A 16,882-nucleotide genomic window follows, 5' to 3' on the forward strand; every position below is an offset into this window, starting at 1 on the left:
TCGATCACACGAAGCCGCACGTCGTCGGGCCATTCGCGGGACAATCGAGGATGCGTCATGCTGACTATCACGGTTGTGAGGTCAGGCAATTCCTCGGGGTTCAAGCGCTCAGCCACGTCCGCAGTCACGAATGGGTGAGTGATCCACTCGGCCTCAACCACCGCGACCGGGTTGTCCGCGGCCGACCTATGGACCAGCGCCGCTCCGGACGTGCCAGCGAGTAGCGCCACCAGCGCGGATGGCGAGGGTCCGTCGAGACCGATCTGCAGTAGTCGCGATTCGTAGGTCACGGCGTAGTCGTCGCGCTTTCGAGCCACCAACGCCGCTAGTCGGCGATGATTGACGACGGCGAACTCGGTCGCACCGGCCGACGTCACCTTATAGACGACACAGGCCGGATCCTCTGCCGTCAACTGACGGGGGCGGTCGGCGTAGGTCACAGAGCGAGCCGACCGTGCAGCAACGCGCTCCCTGACCTCGTTCTCGTCCAAGACGACCCGGACGAGACCCTGCGGCACGCTGCCTCGGATTTCGCGGGTGATCAGTGCAATCGTGGCACCTGACTTCGCAACCACATCGGTGAGGTGATCGGTGGCTTCGTTCCCCTCTACAAGTACGAATCCTGCACCGGACTTGGCCACCGCCCAGAGCGCGACAACCGACTCAACCGGTTCCGCTACCGATACCGCAACAATCGATCCCGGTCCTGCACCTCGGTCGATCAACTCCCGTGCCAGCCGCGATGAACGCTCGTCGAGTTCGCGATATTGGAGCTCGACGCCGTCGACTACGAGGGCGGGTGCCTCCGGATCCTCTTCCACGGCAGCACTGAGCAACTGCGGCAGCGTTGCCTGTGCCGTCGTAGTGTCGCCGTCCGCCGACCGACTATCCTCGGCCGGCATCGATGCTTGCGCTCGCTCCGCATCGTCGAGGATGTCGATGTCACCGACGGTGACCGTCGGGTCGAGGCTGACCGCGTCGAAAACCCGCACCAGACGGCGTGCGAAGGATTCGACCGTAGTCTCGTCGAACAGGTCTTTTGCATACGTCCATCCGCCGAGCAGCTCGGCGACCTCACCGGACTCATCGACACGGCGATCCACGTTGAGCTGCAGGTCGAACTTCGATGACGTCTCGCCTGCCCTCACCACGCTGATGTCGAGGTCAGGAAGCGAGAACTTGGCGTCACCGAGCGGCTCCATCGAGATCGCCACCTGGAAGAGGGGGTTGTCCGCCGAGCGGACCGCACCTGTGACCTCCACGACCCGCTCGAAAGGGACATCGGCGTGGGCGAATGCCTGCAGATCGGTGTCCCTGGTTCGGTCGAGAAGATCAGAGAACGTCATATCGGGCTGAACCTGCGTCCGCAATGCGAGCGTATTTACGAACATGCCGACCAGATCGTCGAGCGCTTGCTCGCCCCGCCCCGCGACGGCGGTACCGATAGCGAAGTCGCGGGCACCACTGAGTCGTGACAAGAGGATCGCCGTAGCCGCGTGTACCACCATGAAAAGCGTTGCATTGTGGTCCCGCGCGATGTCGGCAAGCCGCGCGTGCGTGTCGGCCTCGACGGTGAACTGGACATCACCGCCACGCATCGATGGCACTACCGGCCGCGGACGATCAGTCGGCAGGTCGATCTGGTGCACCATTCCGGCTAGTGACTCGGACCAGAATTTCAGCTGTCGTTTGACCATGGAGTCGGCATCGTGTTCCGAACCCAGCACGTTGTGCTGCCAGACAGCGAAGTCCGCATACTGAACCGGCTGAGGTGAGAACTGCGGTGCCACACCGTTCGTTCGTGCGGCGTATGCCGTCATCATGTCACGGGCGAGCGGTGCCATCGACGCGCCGTCGGCAGAGATGTGGTGCACGACCAACGCGAAGATGTAGTCGCCGTCTCCGACCTTGATGAGCTGCGCACGCAGCGGAGCCTGGTCGGTCACGTCGAATCCGGCGCTGAGGAACCTCGCCGCATATTCGAGGAGATCGTTCTCTCCCGCAAGCACTACTGGTTCGAGATCAAGCTTCACCTCGTCTGCACCTACCACGATCTGAATCGGCCCGTCCGTGTCCTCCGGGTAGTACGTCCGAAGTGCTTCGTGCCGTTCGATCACGTCGACCACCGCACCCTGAAGCGCGGCCACATCCAACGCACCTGACAACCGCAGTGCCAACGGGACGTTGTAGGTGTTGGAACTTGTGTCCAGCTGATTCAGGAACCACATCCGCTGCTGTGCCAACGACAACGGCACCCGGGCCGGACGCGGCTGTGCCACCAACGGCGGCCGAGCCCCCGCACCGGCGTGCTCCTCGACGCGAGCAGCCAAGCCCGCGACTGTCGGCGCCTCGAACAACAGCCGCACCGGAACCTGGGCATCCAACGCTGCACCGAGCCGAGCCATCACCCGTGTCGCGATCAACGAGTTCCCGCCGAGCGTGAAGAACGAATCGTCCAACCCGACCCGCTCCACCCCCAACACATCCGCGAACACCGACGCCACGATCTCCTCGACCGGCGACGAGGGCGCCCGGAACTCCACACCCGACACAAACTCCGGCGCCGGCAACGCCTTCCGATCCAACTTCCCATTCACCGTCAACGGCAACGCCTCGAGCACCATCACCACATCCGGCACCATGTACGAGGTCAAGAAACCCGCCACCGTCTGCGACACCACACCCGGGTCCACGAGCGAACCGGACTCGGCCACCACGTATCCGACCAACCGGTCCCCGGTCGTGCCGTCACTACGCACGACCGCCACCGCCGACGCCACACCCGCACAGCGAATCAATGCGGCCTCGACCTCACCGAGTTCGATCCGGAATCCACGCAACTGCACCTGTGAATCCGACCGGCCCGCGTACTCGAGCTGACCCTCGGCGTTCCACCGCGCTACATCCCCGGTCCGATACATCACCGCACCCGACCCACCGAACGGATCAGCCACAAACCGGCTCGACGTCAACCCCGACCGGCCCAGATATCCCCGCGCCAGCTGTCCGCCGGAGACATACATCTCCCCCGGCGCCCCCACCGGCACCGGCCGCAACCGGCCGTCGAGCACGTACACCGACAGCCCGGACAGCGCACGACCGATCGCACTCGCCGCACCCGGGACCGCCATCGACGCATCCAACCCGAGGAACGACACATGCACCGTCGTCTCGGTGATCCCGTACATGTTCACCAACCGCGGAGAGTCCTCACCGTGCCGGTCATACCACCGCGACAGCTGTCCCAGATCCAGGGCCTCGCCACCGAAAATCACGTACCGCAACGACAACCCGGCACCACCGGACACCCGGTCCGCCTCCGCGAACTGGTAGAACGCCGACGGCGTCTGATTGAGCACCGTCACCCGCTCCCTCACCACCAAGTCCCGGAACGCCTCCGGCGACCGCGACGTGAAGTAATCGACCACGACCAACGCGCCACCGTGCAGCAGCGGACCCCACAACTCCCACACCGAGAAATCGAACGCATAACTGTGGAACATCGTCCACACATCCGACCCGTCGAACCCGAACTTGGGCTGCGCGTTCGCGAGCAACCGCACCACATTCTCGTGCGGCACCACCACGCCCTTCGGGCGACCCGTCGACCCCGACGTGTAAATCACATACGCAGGATTATCGGCACGCAACGGCGCAACCCGCTCCGCATCCGACACCGGGGCATCAGCGAACCCGGAGACATCGACCGCACCGAGATCGACCACCGCCACCGACGACGGAACCGCCACCGTGAACCCGGACGACGCCAGCACCACCGACGGCGCAGCATCGGCCAACATGAACTCGATCCGCTCGACCGGATAATCAGGATCCACCGGCACATACCCGCCACCGGCCTTGATCACCGCCACCAATGCCACCAGCAGATCCACCGACCGACGCAACGCCACCGCCACCGTCGACTCCGGACCCACACCCACCGAAATCAAATACCGGGCAAGACGATTCACCCGAGAATCGAACTCCGCATACGACAACGACTCACCAGCGAACACCACCGCAACAGCATCCGGAGTCCGCGCCACCTGCGCATCGAACAACGACACCAACGTCGCCCCCGCATCCACCGGATACGACGACTCGTTCCACCCCGCCAACACCAACTCACGCTCGGCAGAATCGAGAACCTCGATATCGTCTATCTGGGTGCCGTCATCGGCCGCGACCGCCTCGAGCACCCGCACCAGACGACCCGCCAACGCCTCGACCTCACCGGCCGTGAACGCATCCTGCAAGTACTTCCACGTGAACCCGATCGAGGACCCCGCCGCGATCTGCAACGTCAACGGGTAATGGGTGTTGTCGCTACCCTGCACCCCGTCGACGGTCATCTCGTCGATCGCCTGCGCCTGCTCGACCAGACCCGCCTGGTCGACCGGATACGACTCGAACGCGGTCAACGTGTCGAACAACGCCCCCGCCCCGGCCGCCCGCTGAATCTCCGTCAAACCCAGATAGTGATGATCGAGCAGATCCGCCTGCTCACCCTGCACCCGAACCAACAACTCACGCACCGACTCGTTCGGCCGCAACCGGATCCGCACCGGCAGCGTGTTGATGAACAACCCGACCATCGACTCCACACCCGCAAGAGCGGCCGGCCGACCCGACACCGTCGCACCGAAGACCACATCCTCACGACCGGTCAAGCGCGACAACACAACTCCCCACGCAGCCTGGGTGATCGTGTTCAACGTGACACCGAGCCTCACAGCGAGCGCCGACAACGCCGCCGTCGTCTCGACACCCACCTCGGTACGCACCTCACCCGACCGCGTCGAAATCACCCGACCCGGGACCTCCGGCGCCAGCAACGTCGGCTCGTCGACACCCTCGAGCGCTGCCGCCCACCGCTGCGCCGACACCCGCGGATCCTGCTCCCCGAGCCAGGCCAGGAAGCTGCGATACGACCGCACCCGCGGCAGCACCGACGCATCACCACGCGTGGCATACAGCACCAGCAGATCCTTCATCAGCAACGGCATCGACCACCCGTCGAGCACGATGTGATGATTCGCCATCACCAACGTGTACCGACCCTCGGCAACGGTGACCAACGTGAACCGCACCAACGGCGGCGCCGCCAGATCGAACGACCGCGCCACATCCTCCGCGAGCACCCGGCCCAACGCCGCGTCCCGCTCCGACTCCGGCACCCCGCGCAGATCGACCTCCGACCACGGCACCTCCACACGGTCGAGGACCACCTGCACCGAACCACCCTCGGAATCGGTGACGAACGCCGTCCGCAAATTCGGATACCGATCCAGCACCGCCTGCGCCGCCGACCGCAACCGGTCCCCGTCCACCCGACCACCGAGGTCGAGCCGCACCTGCACCGTGTACACATCCAACGACGCCTCGGCCAACAACGCATGGAACAACAAACCGGACTGCAACGGCGCCAACGGCCACACATCCACCACAGCCGGGAACCGCGCCTCCCACCGCTCGATATCCCGCTGCCCCACCGACACCAACGACACATCCGACGGCGTCAACCCACCGGCACCCGCACCACGCACATGCGACGAAAGCGCGGTCAACGCCTCCACCCACAGATCCGCCAACGCCTGCACATCCGACCGCGAAATCGCCCCGGACGGGAACGCAAACGACGCACCCAACTGGGCGTCACCGTCAACACCATCGGTGACAATGGCGTTGATATCGACGGTCTTGTTCGCCGGCATGTCCGCATCACCCGGCGCCGAGTACTCACCCAGATCACCCGGCAACCACCCCAGATCCCCGAGGCCGTCCGGAATATCACCGGCCGACACCCGACCCAGATAATTGAAACTGATCTGCCCAGTCGGCAAATGCGCCAACCGAGCAGCGGTGTCCTCGTTCAGATACCGCAACAACCCGAATCCGACACCCTTGTCCGGCACCGCCAACAACCGCTCCTTGACGGCCTTGATCACCGACCCCGCCGCAGCCCCACCGGCGAACGCCTCGTCGAGATCGATCCCGTCGACGCCCAGCCGCACCGGGAACGAGCTGGTGAACCACCCCACCGTCCGCGACAAATCCGCACCCGGCACAACGGCCTCTTCACGCCCATGCCCCTCGAGCTGAATCAACGTCGACGACGCGACCACACCCCGGTCACGACGGAACCGAGCCACCGCCAACACCAAACCAGCCAGCAACCCGTCATTGACACCGCCCCGGAACAACTTCGGCACCGACGTCAACAACGACGCCGTCACCTCCGCCGGCACCGTCACCGAAATCTTCTCCACCGTGGACTCCACGTCCACCGCAGGATCGAACGGGCGAGACCCCAGAACCGGGTCCTCACCCTCCACAATCCCTTGCCACAACGGCAGTTCCGCCACCCGCGACTCCGAACGGGACTCCTCGGCCAACGCATGCGCCCACCGCCGCGCCGACGTCCCCACCGCCGACAACACCGGTTCCTGACCGGCCACACGCTGAGCCCACGCCGACACGAAGTCCGGCACCAGAATCCGCCACGACACCCCATCAACAACCAGATGATGCGCCACGACCAGCAACTTCCCCGGCCGCGGCACCTCACCCACCGCAACCTCGAAATCGAACCACACGAACTGGCTCATCACCCCCGCCGCCGGAGCCAACCGACCCAACGCCGCATCGAACTCAGCCGACACCAACTCACTCAACGCCGCACCGGACACCCCCGCCGCAACCGGCACCCGATGCACCAACGCATCGACATCCACCGAACCCGGCGCACCGACCTCGAGCCCCCACACCCCCGACTCATCCCGCACCAACCGGGACCGCAACACATCATGATGATCGACAACCGCACCGATCGTTGCCACCACACCCGAACGATCGATCCCGACCGGCAACTCCAACGCCATCGTCTGCGTGAACCGATCGAACCCACCACCACGCTCGACCATGAACCGCCCGATCGGCAGCAACGGCATCCACCCCACACCACCACCGGGCAACTCCGCGAGCACCACCGCCTCGGCGTCCCCCGACACCACAGCGACCTCAGCCAAACCCGCAACAGTCTTGCGCTCGAACACATCCCGCGGCGAAAACACCACACCCCGCGACTTCGCCCGCGACACCAACTGAATCGACACAATACTGTCGCCACCCAAAGCGAAGAACGAATCGTCCAACCCGACCCGCTCCACCCCCAACACATCCGCAAACACCGACGCCACGATCTCCTCGACCGGCGACGAGGGCGCCCGGAACTCCACACCCGACACAAACTCCGGCGCCGGCAACGCCTTCCGATCCAACTTCCCATTCACCGTCAACGGCAACGCCTCGAGCACCATCACCACATCCGGCACCATGTACGAGGTCAAGAAACCCGCCACCGTCTGCGACACCACACCCGGGTCCACGAGCGAACCGGACTCGGCCACCACGTATCCGACCAACCGGTCCCCGGTCGTGCCGTCACTACGCACGACCGCCACCGCCGACGCCACACCCGCACAGCGAATCAATGCGGCCTCGACCTCACCGAGTTCGATCCGGAATCCACGCAACTGCACCTGTGAATCCGACCGGCCCGCGTACTCGAGCTGACCCTCGGCGTTCCACCGCGCCACATCCCCGGTCCGATACATCACCGCACCCGACCCACCGAACGGATCAGCCACAAACCGGCTCGACGTCAACCCCGACCGGCCCAGATATCCCCGCGCCAGCTGTCCGCCGGAGACATACATCTCCCCCGGCGCCCCCACCGGCACCGGCCGCAACCGGCCGTCGAGCACGTACACCGACAGCCCGGACAGCGCACGACCGATCGCACTCGCCGCACCCGGGACCGCCATCGACGCATCCAACCCGAGGAACGACACATGCACCGTCGTCTCGGTGATCCCGTACATGTTCACCAACCGCGGAGAGTCCTCACCGTGCCGGTCATACCACCGCGACAGCTGTCCCAGATCCAGGGCCTCGCCACCGAAAATCACGTACCGCAACGACAACCCGGCACCACCGGACACCCGGTCCGCCTCCGCGAACTGGTAGAACGCCGACGGCGTCTGATTGAGCACCGTCACCCGCTCCCTCACCACCAAGTCCCGGAACGCCTCCGGCGACCGCGACGTGAAGTAATCGACCACGACCAACGCGCCACCGTGCAGCAGCGGACCCCACAACTCCCACACCGAGAAATCGAACGCATAACTGTGGAACATCGTCCACACATCCGACCCGTCGAACCCGAACTTGGGCTGCGCGTTCGCGAGCAACCGCACCACATTCTCGTGCGGCACCACCACGCCCTTCGGGCGACCCGTCGACCCCGACGTGTAAATCACATACGCAGGATTATCGGCACGCAACGGCGCAACCCGCTCCGCATCCGACACCGGGGCATCAGCGAACCCGGAGACATCGACCGCACCGAGATCGACCACCGCCACCGACGACGGAACCGCCACCGTGAACCCGGACGACGCCAGCACCACCGACGGCGCAGCATCGGCCAACATGAACTCGATCCGCTCGACCGGATAATCAGGATCCACCGGCACATACCCGCCACCGGCCTTGATCACCGCCACCAATGCCACCAGCAGATCCACCGACCGACGCAACGCCACCGCCACCGTCGACTCCGGACCCACACCCACCGAAATCAAATACCGGGCAAGACGATTCACCCGAGAATCGAACTCCGCATACGACAACGACTCACCAGCGAACACCACCGCAACAGCATCCGGAGTCCGCGCCACCTGCGCATCGAACAACGACACCAACGTCGCCCCCGCATCCACCGGATACGACGACTCGTTCCACCCCGCCAACACCAACTCACGCTCGGCAGAATCGAGAACCTCGATATCGTCTATCTGGGTGCCGTCATCGGCCGCGACCGCCTCGAGCACCCGCACCAGACGACCCGCCAACGCCTCGACCTCACCGGCCGTGAACGCATCCTGCAAGTACTTCCACGTGAACCCGATCGAGGACCCCGCCGCGATCTGCAACGTCAACGGGTAATGGGTGTTGTCGCTACCCTGCACCCCGTCGACGGTCATCTCGTCGATCGCCTGCGCCTGCTCGACCAGACCCGCCTGGTCGACCGGATACGACTCGAACGCGGTCAACGTGTCGAACAACGCCCCCGCCCCGGCCGCCCGCTGAATCTCCGTCAAACCCAGATAGTGATGATCGAGCAGATCCGCCTGCTCACCCTGCACCCGAACCAACAACTCACGCACCGACTCGTTCGGCCGCAACCGGATCCGCACCGGCAGCGTGTTGATGAACAACCCGACCATCGACTCCACACCCGCAAGAGCGGCCGGCCGACCCGACACCGTCGCACCGAAGACCACATCCTCACGACCGGTCAAGCGCGACAACACAACTCCCCACGCAGCCTGGGTGATCGTGTTCAACGTGACACCGAGCCTCACAGCGAGCGCCGACAACGCCGCCGTCGTCTCGACACCCACCTCGGTACGCACCTCACCCGACCGCGTCGAAATCACCCGACCCGGGACCTCCGGCGCCAGCAACGTCGGCTCGTCGACACCCTCGAGCGCTGCCGCCCACCGCTGCGCCGACACCCGCGGATCCTGCTCCCCGAGCCAGGCCAGGAAGCTGCGATACGACCGCACCCGCGGCAGCACCGACGCATCACCACGCGTGGCATACAGCACCAGCAGATCCTTCATCAGCAACGGCATCGACCACCCGTCGAGCACGATGTGATGATTCGCCATCACCAACGTGTACCGACCCTCGGCAACGGTGACCAACGTGAACCGCACCAACGGCGGCGCCGCCAGATCGAACGACCGCGCCACATCCTCCGCGAGCACCCGGCCCAACGCCGCGTCCCGCTCCGACTCCGGCACCCCGCGCAGATCGACCTCCGACCACGGCACCTCCACACGGTCGAGGACCACCTGCACCGAACCACCCTCGGAATCGGTGACGAACGCCGTCCGCAAATTCGGATACCGATCCAGCACCGCCTGCGCCGCCGACCGCAACCGGTCCCCGTCCACCCGACCACCGAGGTCGAGCCGCACCTGCACCGTGTACACATCCAACGACGCCTCGGCCAACAACGCATGGAACAACAAACCGGACTGCAACGGCGCCAACGGCCACACATCCACCACAGCCGGGAACCGCGCCTCCCACCGCTCGATATCCCGCTGCCCCACCGACACCAACGACACATCCGACGGCGTCAACCCACCGGCACCCGCACCACGCACATGCGACGAAAGCGCGGTCAACGCCTCCACCCACAGATCCGCCAACGCCTGCACATCCGACCGCGAAATCGCCCCGGACGGGAACGCAAACGACGCACCCAACTGGGCGTCACCGTCAACACCATCGGTGACAATGGCGTTGATATCGACGGTCTTGTTCGCCGGCATGTCCGCATCACCCGGCGCCGAGTACTCACCCAGATCACCCGGCAACCACCCCAGATCCCCGAGGCCGTCCGGAATATCACCGGCCGACACCCGACCCAGATAATTGAAACTGATCTGCCCAGTCGGCAAATGCGCCAACCGAGCAGCGGTGTCCTCGTTCAGATACCGCAACAACCCGAATCCGACACCCTTGTCCGGCACCGCCAACAACCGCTCCTTGACGGCCTTGATCACCGACCCCGCCGCAGCCCCACCGGCGAACGCCTCGTCGAGATCGATCCCGTCGACGCCCAGCCGCACCGGGAACGAGCTGGTGAACCACCCCACCGTCCGCGACAAATCCGCACCCGGCACAACGGCCTCTTCACGCCCATGCCCCTCGAGCTGAATCAACGTCGACGACGCGACCACACCCCGGTCACGACGGAACCGAGCCACCGCCAACACCAAACCAGCCAGCAACCCGTCATTGACACCGCCCCGGAACAACTTCGGCACCGACGTCAACAACGACGCCGTCACCTCCGCCGGCACCGTCACCGAAATCTTCTCCACCGTGGACTCCACGTCCACCGCAGGATCGAACGGGCGAGACCCCAGAACCGGGTCCTCACCCTCCACAATCCCTTGCCACAACGGCAGTTCCGCCACCCGCGACTCCGAACGGGACTCCTCGGCCAACGCATGCGCCCACCGCCGCGCCGACGTCCCCACCGCCGACAACACCGGTTCCTGACCGGCCACACGCTGAGCCCACGCCGACACGAAGTCCGGCACCAGAATCCGCCACGACACCCCATCAACAACCAGATGATGCGCCACGACCAGCAACTTCCCCGGCCGCGGCACCTCACCCACCGCAACCTCGAAATCGAACCACACGAACTGGCTCATCACCCCCGCCGCCGGAGCCAACCGACCCAACGCCGCATCGAACTCAGCCGACACCAACTCACTCAACGCCGCACCGGACACCCCCGCCGCAACCGGCACCCGATGCACCAACGCATCGACATCCACCGAACCCGGCGCACCGACCTCGAGCCCCCACACCCCCGACTCATCCCGCACCAACCGGGACCGCAACACATCATGATGATCGACAACCGCACCGATCGTTGCCACCACACCCGAACGATCGATCCCGACCGGCAACTCCAACGCCATCGTCTGCGTGAACCGATCGAACCCACCACCACGCTCGACCATGAACCGCCCGATCGGCAGCAACGGCATCCACCCCACACCACCACCGGGCAACTCCGCGAGCACCACCGCCTCGGCGTCCCCCGACACCACAGCGACCTCAGCCAAACCCGCAACAGTCTTGCGCTCGAACACATCCCGCGGCGAAAACACCACACCCCGCGACTTCGCCCGCGACACCAACTGAATCGACACAATACTGTCGCCACCCAAAGCGAAGAACGAATCGTCCAACCCGACCCGCTCCACCCCCAACACATCCGCAAACACCGACGCCACGATCTCCTCGACCGGCGACGAGGGCGCCCGGAACTCCACACCCGACACAAACTCCGGCGCCGGCAACGCCTTCCGATCCAACTTCCCATTCACCGTCAACGGCAACGCCTCGAGCACCATCACCACATCCGGCACCATGTGCACAGGCAAGGACCGACGGACAAACTCCGTCAACTCGTCCGTATCGACGACAGCCTCGGGAGACGCCACCACATACGACACCAATACCGTTGCACCCGAATCCATCTTCCGGGCCACTGTCGCCGCGACATCGACGGTCGGGTGCGCAGTCAGTGCCGCATCGACCTCACCGAGCTCGATGCGGAATCCGCGGACCTTGACCTGGAAGTCGGACCGCCCCACGTACTCGAGCTGACCCTCGGCGTTCCACCGCACCACATCCCCGGTCCGATACATCACCGCACCCGACCCACCGAACGGATCAGCCACAAACCGGCTCGACGTCAACCCCGAACGCCCGTGATACCCCCGCGCAAGTGCGCCGCCCGCTAGATAGAGCTCACCCACCGCACCCGGGACAACCGGATGCAACCGCGAATCGAGCACCAACGCCGAGACCCCACAAACCGGGCGGCCGATCGTAATCGGTTCCCCCACCACAAGTTCGGCGAACGATGAAATGATCGTCGTCTCCGTCGGACCGTAACCGTTGAAATACTTCCGACCCGGAGCCCACTTCGCGAGCAAATCCGCCGTCGTGACATCCCCGCCGACCGACACCACCTCGAGATCCTCCAGTCCCGAAGGATCGACAGTGCCCAACACGGCCGGAGTAATGATCGTGTGCGTCACACGCTCGGACCGCAGCAGTTCCGCGAGGTCGGCCCCACCGGCAATCGCCGGCGGAACGATCACCAACGTGCCACCCACCGAGAACGCCGCCATCCACTCGAGCACCGACGGGTCGAAACTCGGCGAACAGACATGAAGAAAACGCGTCGACGACGTCACACCGTAAAGAGCAGTAGCCGTCTCGAGCACCCCCGCCAAACTCGCATGAGTCACACTCACACCCTTCGGCAGACCCGTCGACCCCGACGTGTAAATCACGTACGCCCGCTGCCCCGGCAGCACTCGCGCCACACGATCGGCATCGGTCACAGGAGCCGACGAGAACCGCGCACAGTCCTCCTCGAACTCCGCGTCATCGACCACCAGCCACGACACACCCTCGGCCAAACCCTCACGATACGGACCCGCCGTCATCCCCAGCAGCGCACCCGAATCACCCACCAGGTACTCGATTCGATCAACCGGATAGCTCGGATCAACCGGAACATACGCAGCACCAGTCTTCGCGACCGCCCACACCGCACACACCATCTCCAGCGAACGCGGAAAAGCCAACGCCACCACAGTTTCCGGACCCGCACCACGAGCGATCAACAACCGTGCAACACGCGACGACCGCTCGTCCAACTCCCGATACGACACCGACCGGCCCTCGAACCGGATCGCCACCGCATCCGGATCCACACCCACAGAGGACGTCAAAATCTCCGGCAACGTCCGAATTTCAGAGACACCACCCCCACGCACCGACGTGAGGGTTTCAGACTCCTCACACGACAGCACCGCGACGTCACCCACCAACACGGAGGGATCGGTCGCGACCACCTCGAGAATCCGCAGAAAACGGTCGGCAAACGACCGCACCCTCGACTCGTCGAACAAATCTGTGGCAAACACGAACTGCGCCGACATACCAGCCGGCGCACCCGACTCGTCGAAATGCTCCTGCACATTCAACGACAAATCGAACTTGGCCACCTGCACATCAGCTTCGACGCCGGAAACAGTCAAACCTGGCAACTCGAACGTCGTCGAACCGAAATTCTCAAACGCCAACGCAACCTGGAACAAAGGATGCCGCGCAGTGGACCGCTCCGGAGACAACACCTCCACCAGACGCTCGAACGGAACATCCGCATGCTCGAACGCCGCCAAGTCGGTACCACGCACCTGCCCAACGAGCTCACCGAACGTACTGGAGCCATCGACCTGAGACCGCAACACCAACGTGTTGACAAACATCCCAATCACATCATCGAGAGCTTCCTCACCACGCCCCGCCACAGGAGTACCCACAGCAATGTCGGAAGTTCCACTCAAACGAGACAGCAACACCACGAACGCAGCATGAACAACCATGAACAACGACGAACTTTGGGACCGCGCCAACTCCACGAGATGACCATGTGTGGTCGCGTCAATCTGGAACGGCGCGCTACCGCCAACATAAGACGGCACGTTCGGACGCCGACGATCGGTGGGCAGATCGAGTTGGTCCGGAAGTCCGTCGAGCGCGTTCGACCAGTAATCGAGTTGCCGGGCGATCAACGAATCCGGATCACCCTCCGCACCAAGAACTTCCCGCTGCCACAAGGAGTAGTCCGCGTATTGGACCGGCAGCTCAGGCCAACTCGGGCCACTGCCAAGCGTCCGAGCCACATACGCTGCCATGATGTCCCGGGTCAGCGGTCGCATCGAGAAGCCGTCGGCCGCGATATGGTGAACCACGACAACGAGGACATGATCGGTCGGAGAGAGCTCAAAGAGTCTTACTCGCAACGGAACTTGCGAAGTAACGTCGAAACCTTTCGCGACCGTCGTCACGATGTTGTTCGTGATCTCACTTTCGGCCACCTCGACTGGTGTGAGATCCGGTAGCGCGGCGGTGAGGGGGACGCTAACTTGATAGCCGATCCCGTCGATCTCCGGGTACACCGTGCGCAACGACTCGTGGCGGCCGATCACGTCAGCGACCGCCGCGCGCAATGCATCAACGTCGAGGAGCCCCGAAAGCCGAACAGCGACGGGGATATTGTCGACCGCGGAATCGGGTTCGAATCGGTTCAAGAACCACATGCGCTGTTGGGCCAACGACAGCGGCACCCGCTCCGGACGATGATACGCTACCAACACTTTCCGCCCACCAGCGCCCGCGTGCGATTCCACCGCTGCGGCAAGCGCAACCACGGTCGAGGACTCGAACAAGGTCGGTAGCGGAATTTGCGCATCAAGGGCAGTTCCTAGGCGAGCCGCGACTTGTGTTGCTATCAGCGAGTTTCCACCGAGGGCGAAGAAGTCGTCGTCGAGCCCGACGCGCTCGAGCCCGAGCACGTCCGCGAACACCTCCGCGACGATCTCCTCGACTGGTGTGGTCGGGGCGCGGAACTCGGTTACTTCGAAGACGGGTGCAGGCAGCGCCGCCCGGTCGAGTTTGCCCACAGGGGTCAGCGGAACCTCGTCGATGACAACAACGACGGTGGGGATCATGTGGGTTGGCAGCGAACGCGCGACGAACTCGAGAAGTTCGGACGTGTCGATTTCGGCGTCGGCAGCAGGCAGCACGTATGACACCAGAGAGGTCGAACCGGCAGCAAGTTCGCGACCCACCGTGGCCGAGAAGTCTACGGCGGGATGCGCAGCGAGCGCGGCGTCGATCTCGCCCAACTCGATGCGGAATCCACGTATCTTAACTTGGAAGTCGGATCGCCCGAGGTACTCGATTGGCCCGTCCTCGCGTCGGCGGACGACGTCGCCCGTGCGGTACAGGCGTTCACCCGGCTCACCGAACGGGCTTGCGACGAATCGTTCGGAGGTCAGCGCGGGCCGACGGTGGTAGCCCTGCGCGAGCTGCACGCCAGACAGATACAGCTCACCCGTGACACCAGCAGGAACAGGACGAAGTCGACTGTCGAGGACGAACGCGCCCACTCCCGAGACTGGCGTTCCGATGGAAATCTGTTCACCCGGAATGAGCGGCGTACTCGTCGTGGCCAAGATCGTGGCCTCTGTCGGCCCGTACCCATTGAAGAACGAGCGGCCGGCGGTTGCCCACTTCGCGACCAACTCTGGACCAAACGCGTCACCGGCGACGACAACTACGTCGAGTTCGTCGAGACCCTCAGGATCGGCCGACCCGAGCGCGGCCGGCGTGATCAGCATGTGACTTACCCGCTCGGCGGCGAGCAAGTCAGACAAATCACGACCACCGAACACGGTCGGCGGCGCGATCACCAAGGTCGCACCCGCGTTGAACGCAAGAAGTAGTTCCAACACCGAAACGTCGAAGCTTGGCGAGCAGATGTGCAGCATCCGCGACTCCGCCGTGACGAGGAAGTGCTCCCGCTCGGCTGCGATGAGCCCAGCTAGGCCGGTGTGGCTGACGACGACGCCCTTCGGACGGCCCGTCGAACCCGACGTATAGATGACATAGGCCGGGTGCAGCTCATTGAGAGGTCGGACACGTTCGGCATAGGACACCGGCCGATCCGGCAGCGAGGATACGTGAGCGATCTGGTCGGCATCGTCGATCACCACCCAGTCGACCGAGCTAGGCAGAGTCGGACGATGCGCGACCGTTGTGATACCCGACATCACGCCGGAGTCACTGATCATGTACTCGATCCGATCACTCGGATAGGTCGGGTCGAGCGGGACGAACGCGGCCCCGGCCTTCACAATCGCCCACATGCCGACAATCGATTCGACAGAGCGCGTGACTCCGAGTGCCACGAACGAACCGGGGCCCACGCCGCGGTCGATCAGAAACCTCGCGAGCTGCGACGACCTGCTGTCCAATTCCCTGTACGACAGAGTCGCGCCCCGAAAGGAGACGGCGGCATCCTTCGCCTTCGCCTCGACTGCAGCGGTCAGAAGCTGAGGAAGGAGCACTGCACGCGAACGCCGCCCCCTGCTCGGGCGAGCAGAGGAACGACTCCGCGATCGGTCACGTGGCGCGGTGCCCGCGGTGCCGAACAGCGAACTCGCATCGCCGCCGGTTCCCTTGCGGCCGTCCTCGCCAACTGCGAATTCGCGGGAATGCATAAAGATCGCTCACCTCTGTCGTCGTGTGCTGGCAAAGCGCCAAAACGAGCAGCGTAGTCGACGTCGTGACGACACTGGACCACTGCCCTGTACCTCATCCGCAGAATCCCTGGATCTGTTACAGGACGAGCCCA

At 64.4% G+C, this 16,882-nt stretch carries 1 pseudogene; it reads right to left on the minus strand.

The annotated features are described in order from the left end of the window. Positions 1-113: 113 nt before the first annotated feature. Positions 114-16,589, minus strand: a pseudogene (locus tag GO592_RS19105) (amino acid adenylation domain-containing protein); the annotation flags it as partial. Between the last annotated feature and the right edge of the window lie 293 nt (positions 16,590-16,882).

The sequence above is a fragment of the Rhodococcus sp. 21391 genome, from assembly GCF_016772255.1.
Taxonomy (GTDB): Bacteria; Actinomycetota; Actinomycetes; order Mycobacteriales; family Mycobacteriaceae; genus Rhodococcus_F; species Rhodococcus_F opacus.